This is a genomic window from Citromicrobium bathyomarinum (assembly GCF_021021475.1).
Taxonomy (GTDB): Bacteria; Pseudomonadota; Alphaproteobacteria; order Sphingomonadales; family Sphingomonadaceae; genus Alteriqipengyuania; species Alteriqipengyuania bathyomarina.
In genome coordinates this window covers 169,630-188,755 of record NZ_JAINWL010000001.1, presented here as the reverse complement: position 1 = coordinate 188,755, position 19,126 = coordinate 169,630, and the positions used below count along the sequence as shown (strand labels likewise).

Here is a 19,126-nt window from a genome sequence, read left to right as displayed (position 1 = left end):
CAAACAACCGCTCGGTTCCGCAATGCAGCAATTGGCCCGCAGCTATGCCGCCTTGAGCAGTTCCAGTTCCAGCCGGTCCCAGATCTCGGCCAGCGCATCGACCAGTTCGCGCATCATTTCCTCGGTGTGCGCAGGGCCGGGGGTGAAGCGCAGGCGCTCCGTTCCGCGGGGGACGGTGGGGAAGTTGATCGGCTGGACGTAGACGCCGTATTCGGCGAGCAGGATGTCGCTGATCCGCTTCGCCTTGACCGGATCGCCGACCATCAGCGGTACGATGTGCGTGGTGGAATCCATCACCGGCAGGCCCGCATCGCGCATGATCTGCTTGAGCATGGCGGCGGCGGCCTGCTGCGCGTCGCGTTCCTCGCTGCTGGCCTTGAGGTGCTTGACCGAGGCGAGCACGCCCGCGACCAGCACCGGCGAGAGCGAGGTGGTGAAGATGAAGCCCGGGGCGTAGCTGCGGATGCAATCGACGATCCGCTTGTCCGCCGCGATATAGCCGCCCATCACGCCGAACGCCTTGCCCAGCGTGCCTTCGAGAATGTCGATCCGGTGCGCGGCCTCGTCCCGCTCCGAAATCCCGCCACCGCGTGCGCCGTACATGCCGACCGCGTGGACTTCGTCGCAATAGGTCAGCGCGTTGTACTTTTCCGCAAGGTCGCAGATCGCGTGAAGCGGGGCGACGTCGCCATCCATCGAATAGACGCTTTCGAAGGCGATCACCTTGGGCGTGTCGGGATCTTCCGCCGCCAGCAGTTCCTCGAGATGTTCGAGGTCGTTGTGCCGGAAGACGCGCTTGGCGCAGCCCGAATTGCGGATGCCCGCGATCATGCTCGCGTGGTTGAGCGCGTCGGAAAAGATCACGCAGCCAGGCAGCAGCTTGGCCAGCGTGGAGAGCGTCGCATCGTTGGAAACGTAGCCACTGGTGAAGATCAGCGCCGCTTCCTTGCCGTGTAGATCGGCGAGTTCCGCCTCCAGCTCGATATGGTAGTGCGTGTTGCCGCCGATATTGCGCGTTCCGCCGGAGCCCGCGCCGACATCGTGCAGCGCCTGCTCCATCGCTTCGGTCACCTTGGGGTGCTGGCCCATCGCGAGATAGTCGTTGGAGCACCACACGGTGATCGGCTTCGGGCCGTTATGGCCATGGAAGCAGCGCGCATTGGGGTAGGCACCCTTGTTGCGCAGGATATCGATGAAGACCCGATACCGGCCCTCTTCGTGCAGGCGATCGATCGCCTTGTCGAATATATGGCTGTAGTTCGTCACGGTGGGCACCGTTTAATGGTCAAAAACGGCAGTTTCCAGCGCGATCTTTGCGAGTGATTCGCAAAGGTGACGGTTATATTGCAATCAGAATTGCGCTGCGTGCATCAGTCCGTGGCGTTCGAGCATGGGGGTGAGCGTGGTCAGGCTGTCCGCGCTGCCCGTCGCCACCGCGAAATCGCTGCCCTCGCGGGCGAAATCCTGCCCCTGCGTCAGCGAGGCGATCCTCCGGGCGATGCCCTGTGCGCCGTCGACCAGCTGGATGTCCTGCCCGAACACCGCGCGCAGTTCGTCCGCCAGCAGCGGGAAGTGCGTGCAGGCGAGCACCAGCGTATCGAGGTCTTGCGCCTGCGGGTCATCGCGAAGGCCAGCGACAGCTTCCGCCACCGCACCTTCGGCCAGAGTTTCGCCGCGCATCTTCGCCTCGGCCAGCGGGACCAGCGCATCGGCGGGGTGGCGGATCAGGTGCTTGGCGGCAGCGAACTCCGCCTCCAGCCGGTCGACATAGGGCTGGCGTACGGTTGCGCCTGTGCCGAGCAGGCCGATCACGCCGGTTTGCGTAACGAGCGCGGCAGGCTTGATCGCGGGGACGGTGCCGACGATCGGCACCTCCAACACGTCGCGCACCATCGAAAGCGCGATGGTGCTGGCGGTGTTGCACGCGATGCAGATCAGGCGCGGCTGATAGCGCTCCGCCATCCGGCCGAGCAGGCCGCACACGCGCGCGGCGACCTCGGCCTCGCTCTTGGTGCCGTAGGGAAGGCCGGCGAAATCGGCGGCGTAGATCACCGGCGCCTGCGGCAGCGCTTTGCGTACCTCGGCGAGGATCGTCAGCCCACCGACGCCGGAATCGAAGATCAGGATGGGGGCGGCGGGGTTCATGCGCTGGATCGCATGGCCCCGCGTGCCCTCTTGGTCAATTCTCCGAAGGTTTCTGGATCTTCAGCACGGTGGAGATCTCGATGCCGAGTTCCGCCAGGCGCGCCCGGCTCCAGCTGGTATACTCGCGAAAGGAAATGCGTCCGTCTTTGTCAGTGTCTGCAGCGTCGTAGAATTCGGCAAGCTGCACCTGATCGCTCGCATCGCCCAAGGTCGCTGTGCCAGTCAGCATCTCGCCCTGCTCGGCATCGGTGAAAACGGCTGCATCCGTCGTGCTCTCTCCGCCATCGGACATCGTGTCCCGGTCCTCGAAGACGAGGGTGACGAACGGCGACTCGGGCTTTTCCAGAAAGCCACTGCCGTTCTTGTCGAGCTCGTCGAAAATCTTCTCCGAGTTGCCGTTCAGCTCGATCTCGCGGGTCTGATCCACGGTTTCTGGAGCGGGGGTGGTCGGGGCGAGGGCGAGCGCGGCTACGAGTGTGACAAACATGGCAAGAGCTCCAAAAACAATGGTTGGGAGTTGCCTCGATTTGCGCGTGACGGGCGGCGGAGGAAGGTCCGGTGAGCCGGTTACGGGCCGGTCGTACCCTTCGGCCCGGGCCAGAACGCGCGCCGCTTCCAGCGATGTGGCGACGCCCAGCTTGGTGCGCGCCATCTTCAGCCGCTTCTCCACCGCGTGATGCGAGACATCGAGTTGCAGCGCGATTTCCTTGGCCGTCTTGTGTTCGAGCCACAGGCGCAGGCACTCGCGCTCCTTTTCGGTCAGCCGCTCAATGGCGGAAGTCGGGATGGAGGGCTGATCGGCTGGCATCGGGCGAAGGATTGCCGCTGGAGATGCTCAGGGCAAGGTACGGTCGGCTGGTACCGCCGAATTTATCCGGTGTGGTTGCGGTGTGGGCTTCGACAAGCGGCGCCGAGGGGCTATGGAACCGGCATGGACGTTTTGCTCGCTGCCGCGCTCGGCTACCTCCTCGGTTCGATTCCCTTCGGCTACCTGCTCACCCGCGCGGCGGGGCTGGGCGATGTCCGCGCGCAGGGCAGCGGCAATATCGGCGCCACGAATGTTCTGCGCACCGGCAGCAAGAAGCTGGCGGCGGCGACGCTGCTGCTCGATCTGGCGAAAGGCCTCGCGCCGGTGCTGATCGCGCGCTCGCTGTTCGACCAGCCCGATCTGATGCCGGAGGCGGCCTACGGTCCGGTGCCTGTCGCGGCGCTGTTCGCAGTCATCGGCCACTGCTTCCCCGCCTGGCTCAAGTTCAAGGGCGGCAAGGGCGTGGCGACCAATGCGGGCGTGTGCTTCGGTCTCGCCTGGCCACTGGGCCTGACGTACGCGCTGGTCTGGATCGGCGTTCTCGCGACCTTGCGGATCAGTTCGCTCGCCGGGATGAGCGCGGTGGTCTGCGCCGCGATCGCCGCCGCGCTGCTGGGCTACACCGCCTTCGTGCCGGTGCTGGTGCTGATCGCGCTGCTGGTGATCTGGCTCCACCGCGCCAACATCGCGCGGCTCGCCAAGGGTGAGGAACCCAAGGTCGGCGCCAAGAAATGAGCGCGCTGTCGCAGGCAGAAGCGTTCGCGCGCATCCGCCTGCTGCGATCCCCGCGCATCGGCCCGGTTTCCTTCGCGCAACTGCTCGCCCGCTATGGCAGCGGAGAGGCGGCGGTCGAGGCTCTGCCCGGCATCGCGAAGAAGGGCGGCGGGCACTATACGCTCGCGAAGCAGGACGCCGTCCGAAGCGAGATCGACGCGGTGAAGCGCCACGGTGCGCGTTACCTCTTCCATGACCAGCCGGACTATCCGCAGGCGCTCGCCGAATGCGACGGCGCGCCGCCGATCATCACCTACAAGGGCGACCTGTCGCTGGCGAGCAAGCCGGTGGTGGCGATGGTCGGCGCGCGCAACGCCAGCGCGGCGGCGGTGAAGCTGGCGCGCGATTTCGCTCAGGCACTGTCTGCTGAAGGGTTCTTGGTCGTCTCAGGGCTCGCACGCGGGATCGACGGGGCGGCGCATGAAGGCGCGATGCCGCACACCATCGGCGTAATCGCGAGCGGGATCGAGATCGCCTATCCGCCGCAGCACATCGAGTTGCAGGAGCGGATCGCCAGCGAAGGCCTGCTGATCGCCGAGCAGCCGCCGGGCACCGAGCCGCGCGGCAGCCACTTCCCCAGCCGCAACCGGATCATCGCAGGCCTCGCGCTGGGCACGCTGGTGGTGGAGGCGGCGGTCAAGTCCGGCAGCCTCATCACCGCGCGGCTGGCGGGCGAATACGGGCGCGAGGTGATGGCGATCCCCGGCAGCCCGCTCGACGCGCGCAGCCATGGATGCAACCACCTGATCCGCGAGGGTGCCGTCCTCGTGCAGGAGCCGTCCGACGTGGTCGAACTGCTCAGCACTTTCGACGGCGCGCCGCGCAGCACCTTCCGCGAACCTTCCGCCGCGTTCGAAGCCGTGCCCGAGGATCTGGCCGAGGCAGAGCCTGCCGAAATCGCGCAGCTTCTCACCAGCGCGCCGGTTTCGGTGGACGAGCTGATCCGCCAGTCCGGCGCAGGCTCCGCCGCCGTGCAGCTGGCGCTGCTGGAGCTGGAGATCGCCGGGCGGCTGGAACGGCACGCCGGGGGCAAGGTCAGCCTTTCCTAGCATTCCCCCTCGCGGTAAGCCCCGGGCGAAATCGGGCGAAAGGGGGCACGCGACGATGGAACGGGAAGCCGACGTAAGTGGAATTTTGAGCCAGACGGTCGACGTGATCGGCGCGGCGGGCCGCGCAGTGCTGATCTACGTGGTGGTGCTGGGGCTGTTCAACGGGATCGGCGGGCTCGCGGGGCTGGCCGAGATGGACGACAATGTCTTCTCCGTCGGCATCCGCAGCGGAGTGCTGAATGCCCAAACACTCGGCCTTGCAGCCGTGCTGTATCAACTGCTCGGGCTGGTACTCTACGTCGTCGCGGCGTTCTTCCTGCTGCGGCAGATGCTGGAGCAGATCGGGCGACCAGCGCGCGGCGGCAACCTGCTGAGCTATGTTGCGATGTCGGTCCTCGCGATGATCGGGCTGATGATCGGCTTCGTACTGCTGGTCATCCCCGGGCTGATCCTGCTGGTCCGCTGGTCGGCCGCCAACGGCTTTCTGCTGAGCGGCTACAAGGGCATTACCGGCGCGCTGGGCGCCAGCTGGGAGGCGACCGGCAGGCGCGGCTGGTCGATCTTCGGCGCGGGGCTGGTCCTGTGGATCGGGCTCGCGGTGCTGAGCAGTATCGTCGTCGGCATCGTCGCAGCGACAGGCTTCACGACGTCGGGCGGTTTCTCGCCGCTCTTCGGGGTTGCGATGACCGTGTCCGGCCTGATCGAGGCATTCAACAACGCGGCCAGCTTCGCTTTCAGCATTGCGGTGTTCCACCTCGTCGCGCCTGCCGACACCAGCGTGGCGGATGTGTTTGAGTAGGGGACGTGTCAGAAACGCAAAGATAAGAGCTGAAAGATAAAGTCGTGAGATACTTAGCTTAGCAAAATTCGATCAAGGGGCGGATCAATTCTTGCTCGGGGAGGCTGGCCCTCTTCGCAACTCAGCAATAACCTCTGGCGAGGCGTGACGCATGAGATCATCTGCAGTTAAGCTCGGTTCATTTTCATCCAAGAGGTAGGTCCGGGCCTTGATAAGTGCGTCGGAGAAGTTTCCCCCGGGTCGGTGGGAGGAGACTAGCGATCTATATATGTCAGCGGGAAGATAAATATAGAGCTCGAAAGCGAGTCGGGTTGCCGCGCGATAATCTTCCTCAGAGCTCTTATCATTTAGGTCACAAGCGATAGCGAGATATTCGGCGATCTTCTCCGCTTTTGCCTTGATCTCTTGCTCATTTCGATAGTCTTCTAGTGCCAAATCGAATTGATGACGCACTGCGTTTTCAAGAAGGGATTTTCCGAAGATTTTTGCAATCGCGATAAACGCTGCCACGGTCGTCACTGAACTTAGCGCCGCTATGCCAATCAGGTCCAATCCCATCGCTCCCGCTCCTGAATGCCTCGCCGCCCAGTGCGCGGCCAGCAATTCCTAAACACTCCTTGACGAACCGCCTAGCCGATTCCCACTCTCGCGCGTACGTACACGTGAAGGAACGCCCCCACTCTTATGCAACTGGTCATCGTCGAATCGCCCGCAAAGGCGAAAACCATCGAGAAATATCTCGGCAAGGACTTCAAGGTTCTCGCCTCCTACGGCCACATCCGCGATCTGCCGCCCAAGGACGGCAGCGTGCGCCCGGACGAAGATTTCGCGATGGACTGGGAAATCTACTCCGATCAGCGCAAGCGTGCGCAGGTCAAGGCGATCGCCGATGCCGCGAAGAACGCCGACCGCCTCGTTCTCGCGACTGACCCTGACCGCGAAGGGGAGGCGATCAGCTGGCACGTGCTGGACATGCTCAAGAAGCGTAAAAGCCTGCCCACGAAGGTCGACCGGGTGACCTTCAACGCGATCACCAAGGGCGCGGTGACCGAGGCGATGAAGAAGCCGCGCGCGCTCGACCAGGATCTGATCGACGCCTATCTGGCGCGCCGCGCGCTCGATTACCTGTTCGGCTTCACGCTCAGCCCGGTGCTGTGGCGCAAGCTGCCCGGTGCGAAGTCGGCGGGCCGTGTGCAGTCGGTCGCGCTGCGCATCATCGTCGACCGCGAGCGTGAGATCGAGGCGTTCAAGGCCGAGGAATACTGGAGCATCATCGCCAATTTCGAGCAGGACGGCACGCCGTTCACCGCGCGGCTGGTAAAGCTCGACGGCAAGAGGCTCGACAAGATGACGCTGGGTGACGAGGGCGGCGCCATGGCCGCCAAGACGGCGGTCGAGGAAGGGCGCTTCACGGTCGAGGGGATCGAGACCAAGCCGGTCAAGCGCAATCCCGCGCCGCCGTTCACCACCTCGACCCTGCAGCAGGAGGCGGCGCGCAAGCTCGGCTTCTCCGCCAGCCACACGATGCGGTGCGCGCAGTCGCTCTACGAAGCGGGCGCGATCACCTACATGCGTACTGACGGCGTGCAGATGGACCAGAGCGCCATCGACGCCTGCCGCGATGCGATCACCGATCGTTACTCCGCCGAGTATCGCCCGGAACAACCGCGCTATTACAAGACCAAGGCGAAGAATGCTCAGGAAGCGCACGAAGCCATCCGGCCGACCGACTTCCGCAAGGACAAGGCGGGCTCGGGCGACGAGGCGCGCCTGTACGACCTGATCTTCAAGCGCGCGCTCGCAAGCCAGATGGCGACCGCGCAGCTCGAACGCACCACGGTCACGCTGACCGAGGGCAGCGGGCAGCACTCGCTTCGCGCGACCGGCCAGGTGGTGAAGTTCCCCGGCTTCCTCGCGGTCTACCAGGAAAGCTTCGACGACAAGGACGACGAGGACGGCGGCCTGCTGCCGCACATGCGCGAAGGCGATGCCCCGGCGCGCAAGTCTGTCGAGGCGAACCAGCACTTCACCCAGCCGCCGCCGCGCTATTCCGAAGCATCGCTGGTCAAGCAGCTGGAGGAGCTGGGCATCGGGCGCCCGTCGACCTACGCCTCCACCATCCAGACGCTGCGCGATCGCGAATATGTCCGGATCGAGAAGAACCGCTTCTTCGCCGAGGAATCGGGCCGTCTGCTGACCGCCTTCCTCGAACGCTTCTTCCCCACCTATGTCGCCTACGACTTCACCGCGGGGATGGAGGAAGAGCTCGACGACGTGTCCGGCGGGCGCGCCGAGTGGAAGGCGATCCTCGAAGCGTTCTGGAAGGACTTCAAGCCCAAGTCGGACGAGGTGATGGAGCAGAAGCCGTCGGACATCACGGCGGTGCTCGACACGTTCCTGTCCGACTACCTCTTCCCCGAACGCGCCGACGGCAAGGACCCGCGCTTCTGCCCGCTGTGCGACCAGGAAGGGCGCGCCGGTGGCCGCTTGCACCTGCGTGGCGGGCGCTTCGGTGCGTTTGTGGCGTGCGAGAACTACCCCGAGTGCAAGTTCACCCGCCGCTTCGCGCAGCCGGGTTCGGATGCGGACGAAGTCGCCGAGGATGCGGTGCTGGGCAACGACCCGGAAACGGGCCTGCCGGTCGAGCGCAAGACGGGCCGTTTCGGCCCGTACCTGCAACTGGGCGAGGGCAAGGAAGCCAAGCGCGCGAGCATTCCCAAGGATGTGCCCGAGCTGGACCTGGAGATGGCGCTCAAACTGCTCTCGCTCCCGCGCATCGTCGGTCAGCACCCGGAGACCGGTCAGGATATCGAAGCGAGTATAGGGCGTTACGGCCCGTATCTGCGGCACGATGGCAAGTACGCCAAGCTCACCACCACCGCCGACGTGTTCGAAACGGGCATGAACGCCGCGGTCACCATGCTCGCCGAAGCGGCGCAGAAGGGCGGCCGCGGGCGCGCCAAGGCGGAGCCGATCAAGGTGCTGGGCAAGCATCCGACCTCCGAGGCCGAAATGAAGGTGATGCCCGGCCGCTACGGCCCTTACGTCACCGACGGCACGACCAACGCGACCATTCCCAAGGATGTGAAGCCCGAGGATGTGACCGAGGAGCAGGCGATCGAACTGATCAACGCCCGCGCCGCCAAGGGACCGGCGAAGAAGAAAAAGGCAGCGCCCAAGAAGAAGGCTCCGGCCAAGAAAGCGGCGGCCAAGAAGCCCGCAGCGAAGAAGGCACCTGCTAAGAAAGCCGCCGCCAAGAAGGCGGACGACTGATGGCGAAGGACAAGTTCGAGCGGCACAAGCAGCCCTGGACGGGCGAGGAGGCGGGGCAGCTGAAGACGCTCGCCTCCAAGGGCCAGGGCCTCAAGCAGATCGCCAAGGCGCTGAACCGCAGCGAGGAATCGACCAAGGATTTCGCGAAGAAGAACAAGATCGCGATCGCGAAGAAGCGGTAACGTGGTGAGGTGGGTGGTGGTGCTGGTCCCTGAAGCAACAGCGGTCGCGGAAGAGTACCTCGCTGGCGTCCAAAGTGACCTCGCGGCGTTCGGAGGCGTCGATGTGGGACGGATCGAACCACTAAGGAAATCCAAAGACTTCGCGATTGCTGCTTTCGATGCCGTCGCGGTGCTGTTGGCGAGGCGCTACCACGCCGGCGAACTCGACTACGAGACTGCGGATTGGATCGCAAACGCTATCGATACCGATATGCTGGAGCTGATGATTCAACTTCAGCCGGGCGCATCCACCATCGATACCCCCCAAGCCTGGCAGGAGGTGTATGATGCATTCGATGCGGGCGAATTTGATCACTTCGGTCGATCCGAAGATTCGGTGAGGGAATTCACCAATCCAGAGATAGAAGCTTTTTTAGCGCGCATAGACGCGCAGGACCGGTCGCTCCGATAATCGGAGCGACCGAGACGCCTTACTGCACCACCGGCACATCCTCGATCCTCGCCAGTGCCTCACCGCCGCATGTGATGATGATCTCGCGGATCTGGGGGTAGGGGGTCGGGCCGTCGAAGCGCACGGGGGTGGGGGTGATGACCTGTGTCACCATGCCGTCGGGCTTCCTGGCATCCAGCTGGAAGCGCCAGCCGGGCGGCTGCATGCGGTCGGCGGGGCCTGCCACCAGCTTCACCGAATAGCCGGGCGTGGGCATGTCGACTTCGCCGGTGATGTGCAGCGTCGGGCGCGCGCCGGGTCCGGGCATGGTATCGATCCACGCCTTGAAGTCGCGCGCCTTGTAGGCGGGGCATCCCGCAGCCGGGGGCGTATCGCCCGGCTCATCGGGGTAGGGCGCACAGGCCGACAGCGAGAGTGTGGCGGCGGCAACGCCGGTGAGACTAGCAAGGGTGCGCAAGGTCAGATCTCCAATAACTGGATTGCAGCAATGGCTATCCCGCCCGGTCCATCCGGTCGAGACGTCATGGCTTTCATACCGATCTGACGGAGACGAGAGCTGAATGCCTTTGTTCCGCGCGGGCAAGGCGCGGGGCTGCCCCTACTTGGTCCAGTCGAGCCCCATTTCCTCGAACATTTCCTTGTCCTCAGCCCAGTTTTCCGTCGCCTTGACGTGCAGGAACAGGTGGACCTTGCGACCAAGCAACTCACTGAGTTCCTCGCGCGCCGCCTGACCGATCGACTTGATCTTGCTGCCACCCTTGCCGAGCACGATCATCCGCTGGTTGTCGCGCGCGACGATGATCTGCTGGTGGATCTCGACGCTGCCATCCTTGCGTTCGACATATTTCTCGGGCCGCACCATGGAGTCGTAGGGCAGTTCCTCGTGGAGCTGGCGATAGAGCTGCTCGCGGGTGATTTCCGTGGCGAGCAGGCGTTCGGAGGCGTCGGAGACCTGGTCTTCCGGGTACATCCACTCACCCTCGGGCATCTCGGCGGCGAGCGCGTCTTTCAGCTCAGTCACCCCGTCGCCGGTCAGCGCGGAGATGAAATAGATCTCCGCGAAGTCGACCTTGGTCGAAAGCTCCTGCGCCAGCGCCAGTAGCGGTTCCTTCTTGGCGATGTCGACCTTGTTGAGGACGAGGATCTTCTTCTCGGGCCGCTGGGCAAGCTGTTCGATCAGCGGCTCCAGCTCGTGTCGGCGCTGCTTGATCGGGTCGACCAGCAGCAGCACCGCATCCGCACTTTCCGCGCCTTCCCACGCTGCGCTGACCATCGCGCGGTCGAGCCGCCGCTTGGGCGCGAAGATGCCGGGCGTGTCGACCAGGATCATCTGCGTGTTGGCGTCGTCGTTCTCGTGCAAGGCGATGCCGAGCATCCGCGCGCGGGTGGTCTGCGCCTTGGCGCTGACGATCGCGACCTTCTGGCCGACCAGTGCGTTGACCAGCGTGGATTTGCCGGCGTTCGGAGCGCCGAGCACGGCGACGACGCCGCATTTGGTAGATGTATCAGTCATAGAACCTTTTCTGCTCCCCTTCAGGGGAGGTCGGGTGGAGGTGTGCCCCACACTTCGCGGGGTGGTATATCCACCCCCGCCAATCTCCTGCACAGACAGGGGAGTCGAAGCGGTCAGCCATACTGCTCCATAAACGCTTTTGCCGCCGCCGTCTCGGCTTCCTGCTTGCTGTTAGCGGTCGCTTCCGCATCGCCGACATTCTTCACCGAGACGCGCACGGTAAAGCGCGCCGCGTGATCGGGGCCGGAGCGGTCGATCAGCGCGTATTCGGGAGGGCGGCGGCGGTTGCCCGCAGCCCATTCCTGTAGCGCGGACTTGGGATGCTTGGCCCGGCCCGCATCGCCTTCGACCGCGTCGCGCCACAGCGCACGCACCAGCGCCCGCGCGCTTTCAAAGCCATCCTCGCGCAGTTGCGCGCCGAGCAGCGATTCCATCACATCGCCGAGGATATTGCTGCTTTGCGCCCCGCCATCCTCGCGCGCCTGCCGGCCCAGCCGCAGGTGGTCGGGCACGCCGATGCTGCGGGCGACCTTTGCGCAGGCACCCTTGCTGACCAGCGCGTTCAGCCGCTGCGCCAGCGTGCCTTCGCTCGCGCTGTTCTGGTTTTCGAACAGCCACTCGGCGATCGCGAGGCCGAGCACGCGGTCGCCGAGGAATTCCAGCCGCTGGTAATCGCGTCCTTCGCCCAGGCTGCCGTGGGTCAGCGCCTCGGTCCACAGGGCCTCGTCGCGCGCGGCAAAACCGTTCGCGATCAGCCACGCCTTCGTCTCTTTCCAGTCAGTCATTCGGCCTCAACGCTCATAGGGCTTGCGCGGTCCTGTTGCTTCGCAGGCTGGAGAACCAGCTGCTCGGATCGGCCCACCGCGCGCTGCCATCGGTCGACCAGAGCACCGCGCCGGGCTGGCCGATCAAAAGATCCTGCCTGACGAAGCCGACCCCACCGCCGGGCAGCGCGGGGAAGCGGCTGTCCATCGAATTGTCGCGGTTGTCACCCAGCAGGAACAGCGATCCTGAGGGTACGGTGCGCGGGCCCCAGTTGTCCTGCGGGGTGGGGCCGAAATCGAGCACCTCGTAGCTGACGCCCGACGGCAGATATTCGCGGTTGCGGCGATAGCGGCAGTCTGCGCCGCCGGCAGGCCTCGCCTCCTCGCGTCCGCCCCAACCGCATGGCGCATCGGGGGTGACCGGGATGATCGCATCATCGGTCGCCGACTGGCTCAGGATCTGGCCGTTGAGGACGACGTACCCATTGCGCAGCTCCACCTCGTCGCCCGGCAGGCCGATCACGCGCTTGACGTAATCGCTGCCGTCGACCGGGTGCTTGAAGATCACCACATCGCCGCGCTGCGGCTGATGCGCGAACCAGCGCCCGGGGATCAGCGGCAGGTCGAAGGGCAGCGAGTTGCTCGAATAGCCGTAAGGCCATTTCTTGGCGATGATCGTGTCGCCGGGCAGCAGGCCGGGCATCATGCTCTCGCTGGGAATCGTGAACATGGAGAATGCGAAGGTGCGCAGGGCCAGCGCGACGATCACTGCCAGGAGCACCAGTTGCAGCAGCCTGACCAGCCCGCCATCCGAGCCACGTTTATCCGCGCCCGCGTCGTCCGCAGCCCGGTGCGCCTCGCCTGCTTCGCCCTTTTCAACCATCGCGCCAGCACCTAGTCCCGCCGGACAGGCAGGCAACAGGATTTTGAGTACATGAGCGATAGCAGGACAGCAGCGTGGCAGCAGATCGAAGCTTTGCCGCAGGAAAGCCTGAGCGATCTGTTCGCCGGTGACGATGCGCGGGTCGATCGCCTGTCCGGCCGGATCGGCTGGGGCGAGGGCGAAGACGCGGCGGGCATCCGCTTCGACTGGTCCAAGACGCACCTGACCGACGATCTGCTGGCAGGGTTCGAGGAGCTGACCGAGGCGAGCGACTTCACCGCCAAGCGCGCCGCGCTGTTCGCGGGCGATCCGATCAACGTCACCGAAGGCCGCGCCGCCGAACATACTGCACAGCGCGGCTTCGGCAGCGAGGCGAGCGTGGAGGAAGCGCAGGCGCTGCTCGCGCGGATGCAGATGCTGGTCGAGGCGATCCGCGAAGGTGCGCTGGGCCAGATCGAGCACCTGATCCATATCGGCATCGGCGGCTCCGCGCTCGGCCCCGCACTGGCGATCAATGCGCTGACTCGCGACCTGTCCTATGTCGATTGCCACGTGGTCTCGAATATCGACGGGGTGGCGCTGGAGGCCGCGTTCGAGGCGTGCGATCCGGCGACGACCATGATCGCGGTCGCCAGCAAGACCTTCACCACGATCGAGACGATGACCAATGCCGACAGCGCGCTCACCTGGCTGCGCGAGAACGGCGTCACCGATCCGCACGGGCGGGTGGTCGCGCTGACCGCCAATCCCGAAGCTGCGGTCGAGTGGGGCGTCGACGAAACGCGCGTGCTGCCGTTTATGGAAAGCGTCGGCGGGCGCTACTCGCTATGGTCGAGCATCGGCTTCCCCGTCGCGCTGGCCGCCGGGCTGGACGAGTTTGCCGCGATGCTGGACGGCGCGGCGGCGGTCGACGAGCATTTCGCCAATACCGACGGGCGCGACAACCTGTGCCTGCGTGCGGCGTTCGCGGACCAGTACTATGCCTGCGTGCGCGGCTGCCAGACCCGCGCGGTGTTCGCCTATGACGAGCGGCTGGCGCTGTTCCCCAGCTATCTCCAGCAGCTGGAGATGGAGAGCAACGGCAAGCGGGTGACCTCCGAAGGCGAGCCGGTCGACGGGCCCACGGCCCCGATCACATGGGGCGGGGTGGGCACCGACGCGCAGCATGCGGTGTTCCAGCTGCTGCATCAGGGCACGCACATGGTCCCGGTCGACTTCATCGCCAGCATCGCGCCCGGAGACGCGCTCAACCCCGCGCATCACCGCATCCTGCTGACCAACTGCTTCGCGCAAGGCGCGGCGCTGATGGCGGGCGGCAACATGAGCGCCGACGGTAAAGACCCCGCGCGCGAATTCCCCGGTAACCGCCCCAGCGCGACGATACTGTGCGACGATCTCGACGCGGCGACGCTGGGCGCGCTGATCGCCTTTCACGAACACCGCACCTTCGCCAACGCGGTGCTGATGGGGATCAACCCCTTCGACCAGTTCGGCGTCGAGCTGGGCAAGAAGATGGCCAAGGACATCGACGGCGGCGCGGCGGAGTTCGATGCGAGCACGAAGGCGCTGCTGGAGGCGAGCGGATTGGGGTGAGGCCGTGCGCCTGACACACTTGAGACACTGTCCAGGGGAAGGAAAAACTCCGCACCCTGGGCAGCGGTTCTGCTGAGCGATTTTCGACGATCCAAAGAGCCGGAAGAGGGCCTAGCGGATCATGCCGAGGTAGGAAAACGCGCTCAGCAGGGATATCGCACCGACCGCTGGAGAACCTAATAATTGTGATCTTTTGAAAGACTTGGCGTGCCGCGCGTTGGGGGCACGTACTCAAGCGAATTCGAAGGATGACACGATGAAGCATCGTATTGCGCTCACCGCGCTGATTTCCACCGCCTCGCTCGCGCTGGCCGCGTGCGATTCCGAGGATGTCGAGAACACCCCAGTCGACGATATCGACGAGATCGTGGACGAGGACGCGAATCAGGGCATGGACGACGATGCCTACCCGGTCGGAGGGGATCTCGATACGGACCAGCAGTCCCGCTACGACGAGATGGACCGTCAGGCGGTCAGCGACGAATACGACCGCAATCGCGATACGATGAACGAGGAAATGCAAGCGGGCGGCGGGATGGCCGATGGCTCGATGGGCGATGACGCGATGGCCGGGCAGGCCGACGGTGGCACCAGCGCCGACGCCAGTGACAGCAGCGGCGACATGGCCGATGCGGGCACCTCGGGCAGCACCGGCAGCGCGTCAATGATGATGCCGCGCAGCCGAATGGACTTCGCCTTCCTCGACCGCAACGATGATGGCGAACTCTCCGTCGCGGAATACGCGATCTGGGCCCTGCCGACCGACCCGGGCGAGCCTGCGCGCAACGATGCCAAGGCGCCCTATCTGACGCAGAGCCAGATCAACGAGGCGGGACAGACCTTCTTCTATTTCGATGAGGACGGCGACAGCTACCTCTCGCAATCCGAATTCCAGGCCGCGCGCAATTCGGCGCGCACGCCGTAAGCGATATGCGATAACGGGCTTCCCCGGGTCCGGTGAGTTCGGTTTCGACCGGGCGCATCGGGCCACACAGGAGGGCGCAGGGTTCATGACCTGCGCCCTTTTTGCATGGGGCGGGTTGCCTGGTGCAGCCGCCGGGAGTGGCGGTGGCTAGTCCCCGTCGAGCGTGCGGTCGTTGTGGCCGAACCAGCCTTCGACGAAGCGCATGATCGTGATCATCACCAGGCTGATGATCGCCAGCACCGCGACCAGCGGCCACTGGCCGAGCCCGCACGCAAGCCCGATTACGGTCGCCAGCCACAGGTGCGCGGCGGTGGTCAGGTTGTGCACCTTGCCCCGGCTGAACACGATCAGCCCCGCGCCGACGATGCCGATGAAGCCCGCTGCAGCCTCGAACATGCGGAGCGGATCGATCCGCAATCCGCCCAGCTGGTTGTGCAGCGCCATCACCGAAACCGCCATCCCGGCGGCGGCCACGCAAACCAGCCCGTGCGTGCGCATTCCGGCGGCATGACCGCGCCATTCGCGGTCGAACCCGACGACCAGGCCGAGCAGGGCGGCGACGCCAAGCCTAAGAACGATCTCCGCGTCGAGCAGGGCGAGGGGAACGGGGGTATTGAGCTCCATGACGATTATCCAGCGTGCTGCATCGCATTTGGTTTCAAACCTGCGCCATGTGGCGTAGGCTGGCGTCCATGACCTTCCCGATCATCTTCGCTGTCGTCTGGGCGCTGATCCTTGCTGGCGGCGGCGGGCTGCTGACCAGTATCGGCGAGTGGTATCACAACCTCGAAAAGCCCAGCTGGCAGCCGCCCGACTGGCTGTTCGGCCCTGCGTGGACGATCATTCTCGCGCTGGCCGCATGGGCCTTCGTGCTGAGCTGGAATGGCGCGCCCGAGGCGGATCGCCCGTTGCTGATCGGGCTCTACCTTGCCAACGGGCTGTTCCATTTCCTGTGGTCGCCGCTGTTCTTCACTGCCAAGCGGCCCGACTGGGCGCTGATCGAAGTGCCGTTCCTGTGGCTCTCCGTCCTCGCGCTGACGATTTTCCTGCGCGAATGGTCGGTCGCGGCGAGCTGGATGATCGTGCCCTATCTGGTGTGGGTCAGCTTCGCGGCGATCCTCAACTGGAAGATCGTGAAGCTGAACGGGCCATTCGGGCGCAAGGCTGCCGCTTAGGCGTTCTCTGCGTCGTCGGCGGCCTCCACCAGCCGCAGCTTGGCGAAATCCTGCGGGCGGTTGTCGGCCAGCCATTCCATCATCCCTTCGCGGATATCGCAGCGAAGGTCGAACAAAGTGGGCGAGTTCTTCGCGCTCATCAGCAGGCGCACTTCCTTGGAATCGCGCGTGGTGTCGGTCACCTGCACCACCTTCACCCGGCCATCCCAGCGCTCGTTCGCTTCGACCTGCCGGTAAAACTCCTCGCGAATCGGACCGATCTTGGCCTTGGGGTCGAGATGGAGGAACACCGTGCCGAGCAGGTTGGCGGTCTGCTTGGTCCAGTTCTGGAAGGGTTTTTCGAGGAAATAGCTCGTCGGCACCACCAGCCGCCGCTCGTCCCAGATCTTCACCACCACGTAGGTGGTGCGGATATCCTCGATCCAGCCCCATTCGCCTTCGAGCACCACGGCGTCGTCGATATTGATCGGCTCGGTCAGCGCCATCTGCACGCCCGCGATCAGCGATTTCAGCGCGGGCTGGGCAGCAGCACCCACCGCGAGGCCTGCAAGACCCGCCGAGGCAACCAGCGTCACTCCGATATCGCGTACGCCGGGGATCGCCAGCAGCATCAGGCCGACGGTGACGAACACGATGATGAAGGTCGCGATGCGGTTGAACATCGTCAGCTTGGTGCGCTTGCGCCGCGCCTTGAGGTTGTCCGCGACCGAAATATCCGCCTTCAGCTTCGCCGCCTCGACCAGCGCACGCACGATCGCCAGCACCATCCAGCCGACCACGGCGGGCAGAACGAAGGTCGCGATGTCGGCCCACACCTCGCGCAATTCGGGGACGTAGCGCGCCGCGCCCATCAGCGCGAGAACGACGATGGCGAGCCGGGTGGGGCGGTAAAGGTGCCGCACCACGATATCGTCGCTCGACTGGTCGGTCCGGCGCGCGATCCGGCGCAGCACGAAAAACAGCAGGGCGTGCAGGCCCAGCGCAGCGGCCACCGCGATGCCTGCGGCGAGCGCCGCGTGGAGCGGATCGGCGAGCAGGCCGGCGCTTTGTTCGACCGTGTTCTCTATGCTGTCGGTGATGGACCCGATGGCTCCCGCCTCCCTCGATGCGTCTCGACCTGTCAACGCGGTGCCAGTGCGAGCGTTTCGCGCGGGCAACGTCTTCGATTGACTTTTTTGCCGCGATGCACCATCTGCCGCAAGACCGAAGCGCAACTGCCAGCGTGAAGCGTCCGCCGCGCGATGCGAGCGGCCCCGGCAGCGCTTCGATTATTTCCAGACTTCCCTTTTCACGCGGGCGGTTACAACCCCTGCGATCGCGCGCGGACTCCGTTTGTATCGGGTGTGCGGCGCGAAACGCATTTAATGCGAGTCACATACCTCACATGACCAAGTTTACAGACCTCGGGCTGTCGCAGCCCGTTCTCCAGGCCCTCGACATGAAGGGCTATACCGAGCCCACGCCGATCCAGGCGCAGGCCATTCCCCCCGTTCTCGAAGGCCGCGACCTGCTCGGCATCGCGCAGACCGGCACCGGCAAGACCGCCGCGTTCATGCTGCCCAGCATTGATCGTCTGCGCGAGGCCGAAAACCAGACCCCGTTCAAGTCGTGCCGCATGCTGGTGCTTGCGCCGACGCGCGAACTGGCCGGGCAGATCGCGCAGAGCGCCAAGGATTACGGCGCGCTCGCGGGCCTCAAGGTGCAGTCGATCGTCGGCGGTACCTCGGTCAACAAGGACCGCAACAAGCTGCACCGCGGCACCGACATCCTCGTCGCGACGCCCGGCCGTCTGCTCGACCTGATCGACCAGCGCGCCTTCACCCTCGACAAGGTCGAGATCCTGGTGCTCGACGAAGCGGACCAGATGCTGGACCTCGGCTTCATCCACGCGCTGCGCAAGATCAACGAACTGACGCCCAAGGATCGCCAGACGCTGTTCTTCAGCGCGACGATGCCCAAGGCGATCAAGGATCTGGTCAGCCAGTATTGCCGCAACCCGGCGCAGGTTTCGGTCACCCCCGAAAGCACCACTGCGGAGCGGATCGAGCAGTTCCTGTTCATGGTCCAGCAGGATGAGAAGCAGAGTCTGCTCGAACTAATCCTGTCGGGTCGCCATGAAATTCCTGGCAAGCTCGAACGTGTGCTCGTCTTCGCGCGGACCAAGCATGGCTGCGACCGTGTGGTGAAGAAGCTGGCGCAGGTCGGAATCCCCGCCAACGCGATCCACGGGAACAAGAGCCAGCCGCAGCGTGAACGCGCGCTCGACGAGTTCAAGCGCGCCAAGACTCCGGTTCTTGTGGCGACCGATGTCGCCGCGCGCGGGATCGACATTCCGGGCGTGTCCCACGTCATCAACTACGAACTGCCCAACGTGCCCGAGCAATATGTGCACCGGATCGGGCGGACCGCACGTGCGGGTGCCGATGGCATCGCCATCGCGTTCTGCGCCGAGGACGAGCGCCAGTATCTCAAGGATATCCGCAAGACGACCGATGCCGAGTTCGAGCGTCTGCCGCTGCCGGATAATTTCCGCGCGGTGGTGGAAGGCGTCGGCCCGACCAAGCCTGCGCCCAAGCAGCAGCGCGGCCAGCGCGTGACGCCCCGTCCGATCGGCGACGGCGCGCGCAAGCCCAAGGCCAAGCATCCCGCACGCAAGGGCAAGCCGCAGGGTGCCGGTCAGGGCCGTGGCGGTCCGGGTGGCGAGAACCGTGGCGGCCAGCGCCGCCGCAACAACCGTTCGGGCGGAGCCCGCTCGGGCGGCCAAGGCTAGACTGCTTAGCTTGCACGCACCG

Annotated in this window: 20 protein-coding genes; 10 read left to right on the top strand and 10 right to left on the bottom strand. The window is 65.1% G+C overall.

Translation table 11 applies throughout. The features are described from left to right. Nucleotides 1-42: 42 nt before the first annotated feature. The 3 genes from hemA to K7H93_RS00995 form a co-directional block, all read right to left on the bottom strand. Entirely contained in the window at nucleotides 43-1,275 is a 1,233-nt protein-coding gene (gene hemA / locus K7H93_RS01005) for a 5-aminolevulinate synthase (protein WP_338080262.1), read from the bottom strand. Between the two features lie 75 nt (nucleotides 1,276-1,350). Beyond that, nucleotides 1,351-2,145 (bottom strand): glutamate racemase, encoded by a 795-nt coding sequence (gene murI, locus K7H93_RS01000; protein WP_230781992.1) that lies wholly within the window; start codon nucleotides 2,143-2,145, stop codon nucleotides 1,351-1,353. A 34-nt stretch (nucleotides 2,146-2,179) separates the two neighbouring features. Beyond that, nucleotides 2,180-2,953, bottom strand: coding sequence for a sigma factor-like helix-turn-helix DNA-binding protein (locus K7H93_RS00995; protein WP_230781991.1), 774 nt, complete (start codon nucleotides 2,951-2,953; stop codon nucleotides 2,180-2,182). A gap of 123 nt (nucleotides 2,954-3,076) precedes the next feature. On the opposite strand from K7H93_RS00995, the gene plsY reads away from it, so the two are divergent. Genes plsY through K7H93_RS00980 form a run of 3 tightly spaced genes read left to right on the top strand, consistent with a single transcriptional unit; the run spans nucleotide 3,077 to nucleotide 5,575 of the window. After that, nucleotides 3,077-3,688: a glycerol-3-phosphate 1-O-acyltransferase PlsY gene (gene plsY / locus K7H93_RS00990; protein WP_230781990.1), complete on the top strand. Its 612-nt coding sequence runs from the start codon at nucleotides 3,077-3,079 to the stop codon at nucleotides 3,686-3,688. Then, the gene (gene dprA / locus K7H93_RS00985; protein WP_230781989.1) at nucleotides 3,685-4,776 is read left to right on the top strand and encodes a DNA-processing protein DprA; all 1,092 of its coding nucleotides are present in this window, start codon (nucleotides 3,685-3,687) and stop codon (nucleotides 4,774-4,776) included. The genes plsY and dprA overlap by 4 nt, the downstream gene beginning before the upstream one ends. Nucleotides 4,777-4,831: 55 nt before the next feature. Next, the gene (locus tag K7H93_RS00980) at nucleotides 4,832-5,575 is read left to right on the top strand and encodes a hypothetical protein (RefSeq protein WP_230781988.1); all 744 of its coding nucleotides are present in this window, start codon (nucleotides 4,832-4,834) and stop codon (nucleotides 5,573-5,575) included. A gap of 84 nt (nucleotides 5,576-5,659) precedes the next feature. Here K7H93_RS00980 and K7H93_RS00975 read toward each other — a convergent pair whose 3' ends face one another. Next, entirely contained in the window at nucleotides 5,660-6,133 is a 474-nt protein-coding gene (locus K7H93_RS00975) for a hypothetical protein (RefSeq protein WP_230781987.1), read from the bottom strand. A gap of 126 nt (nucleotides 6,134-6,259) precedes the next feature. Here K7H93_RS00975 and topA point away from each other — a divergent pair, with 126 nt between their 5' ends. From topA to K7H93_RS00960, 3 genes are read left to right on the top strand one after another with little or no spacing between them, the layout of a single operon-like run. Continuing rightward, nucleotides 6,260-8,848, top strand: a complete 2,589-nt coding sequence (gene topA, locus K7H93_RS00970) for a type I DNA topoisomerase (RefSeq protein ID WP_230781985.1) — start codon at nucleotides 6,260-6,262, stop codon at nucleotides 8,846-8,848. Beyond that, nucleotides 8,848-9,030: a hypothetical protein gene (locus K7H93_RS00965; RefSeq protein ID WP_115492459.1), complete on the top strand. Its 183-nt coding sequence runs from the start codon at nucleotides 8,848-8,850 to the stop codon at nucleotides 9,028-9,030. The genes topA and K7H93_RS00965 overlap by 1 nt, the downstream gene beginning before the upstream one ends. A 13-nt stretch (nucleotides 9,031-9,043) precedes the next feature. Continuing rightward, on the top strand, nucleotides 9,044-9,481 hold the full coding sequence (locus K7H93_RS00960) for a hypothetical protein (protein WP_230781984.1): 438 nt from the start codon (nucleotides 9,044-9,046) through the stop codon (nucleotides 9,479-9,481). 19 nt (nucleotides 9,482-9,500) lie between these two features. Here K7H93_RS00960 and K7H93_RS00955 read toward each other — a convergent pair whose 3' ends face one another. The 4 genes from K7H93_RS00955 to lepB all read right to left on the bottom strand — a co-directional run bounded on the left by K7H93_RS00955 (nucleotide 9,501) and on the right by lepB (nucleotide 12,641). Beyond that, complete coding sequence (locus tag K7H93_RS00955) at nucleotides 9,501-9,938, bottom strand: hypothetical protein (protein WP_230781983.1); 438 nt, start codon at nucleotides 9,936-9,938, stop codon at nucleotides 9,501-9,503. Nucleotides 9,939-10,079: 141 nt separating this feature from the next. Next, a complete protein-coding gene (gene era / locus K7H93_RS00950; protein ID WP_230781982.1) occupies nucleotides 10,080-10,994 on the bottom strand; it encodes a GTPase Era in 915 nt (304 codons plus the stop codon). A gap of 113 nt (nucleotides 10,995-11,107) precedes the next feature. Continuing rightward, complete coding sequence (gene rnc, locus K7H93_RS00945; protein ID WP_226660501.1) at nucleotides 11,108-11,779, bottom strand: ribonuclease III; 672 nt, start codon at nucleotides 11,777-11,779, stop codon at nucleotides 11,108-11,110. Nucleotides 11,780-11,792: 13 nt separating this feature from the next. Beyond that, complete coding sequence (lepB, locus tag K7H93_RS00940) at nucleotides 11,793-12,641, bottom strand: signal peptidase I (RefSeq protein WP_230781981.1); 849 nt, start codon at nucleotides 12,639-12,641, stop codon at nucleotides 11,793-11,795. Nucleotides 12,642-12,692: 51 nt separating this feature from the next. On the opposite strand from lepB, the gene pgi reads away from it, so the two are divergent. Both pgi and K7H93_RS00930 read left to right on the top strand, forming a co-directional pair. Then, on the top strand, nucleotides 12,693-14,234 hold the full coding sequence (pgi, locus tag K7H93_RS00935) for a glucose-6-phosphate isomerase (protein WP_230781980.1): 1,542 nt from the start codon (nucleotides 12,693-12,695) through the stop codon (nucleotides 14,232-14,234). 256 nt (nucleotides 14,235-14,490) lie between these two features. Then, nucleotides 14,491-15,159: an EF-hand domain-containing protein gene (locus tag K7H93_RS00930; RefSeq protein WP_230781979.1), complete on the top strand. Its 669-nt coding sequence runs from the start codon at nucleotides 14,491-14,493 to the stop codon at nucleotides 15,157-15,159. 147 nt (nucleotides 15,160-15,306) lie between these two features. Here the strand turns inward: K7H93_RS00930 and K7H93_RS00925 are convergent, their stop codons facing one another. Then, nucleotides 15,307-15,783 carry an MgtC/SapB family protein gene (locus K7H93_RS00925; RefSeq protein ID WP_230781978.1) on the bottom strand — a complete coding sequence of 159 codons (477 nt, stop codon included), beginning with the start codon at nucleotides 15,781-15,783 and terminating at the stop codon, nucleotides 15,307-15,309. Nucleotides 15,784-15,851: 68 nt separating this feature from the next. Between K7H93_RS00925 and K7H93_RS00920 the strand changes: the two genes are divergently transcribed. Further along, nucleotides 15,852-16,334, top strand: coding sequence for a TspO/MBR family protein (locus K7H93_RS00920; protein WP_230781976.1), 483 nt, complete (start codon nucleotides 15,852-15,854; stop codon nucleotides 16,332-16,334). Here the strand turns inward: K7H93_RS00920 and K7H93_RS00915 are convergent. Continuing rightward, entirely contained in the window at nucleotides 16,331-17,458 is a 1,128-nt protein-coding gene (locus K7H93_RS00915; RefSeq protein ID WP_230781974.1) for a mechanosensitive ion channel family protein, read from the bottom strand. The genes K7H93_RS00920 and K7H93_RS00915 overlap by 4 nt on opposite strands. Nucleotides 17,459-17,718: 260 nt before the next feature. On the opposite strand from K7H93_RS00915, the gene K7H93_RS00910 reads away from it, so the two are divergent. After that, nucleotides 17,719-19,104, top strand: coding sequence for a DEAD/DEAH box helicase (locus K7H93_RS00910; RefSeq protein ID WP_054524070.1), 1,386 nt, complete (start codon nucleotides 17,719-17,721; stop codon nucleotides 19,102-19,104). The last annotated feature ends 22 nt before the right edge of the window (nucleotides 19,105-19,126 follow it).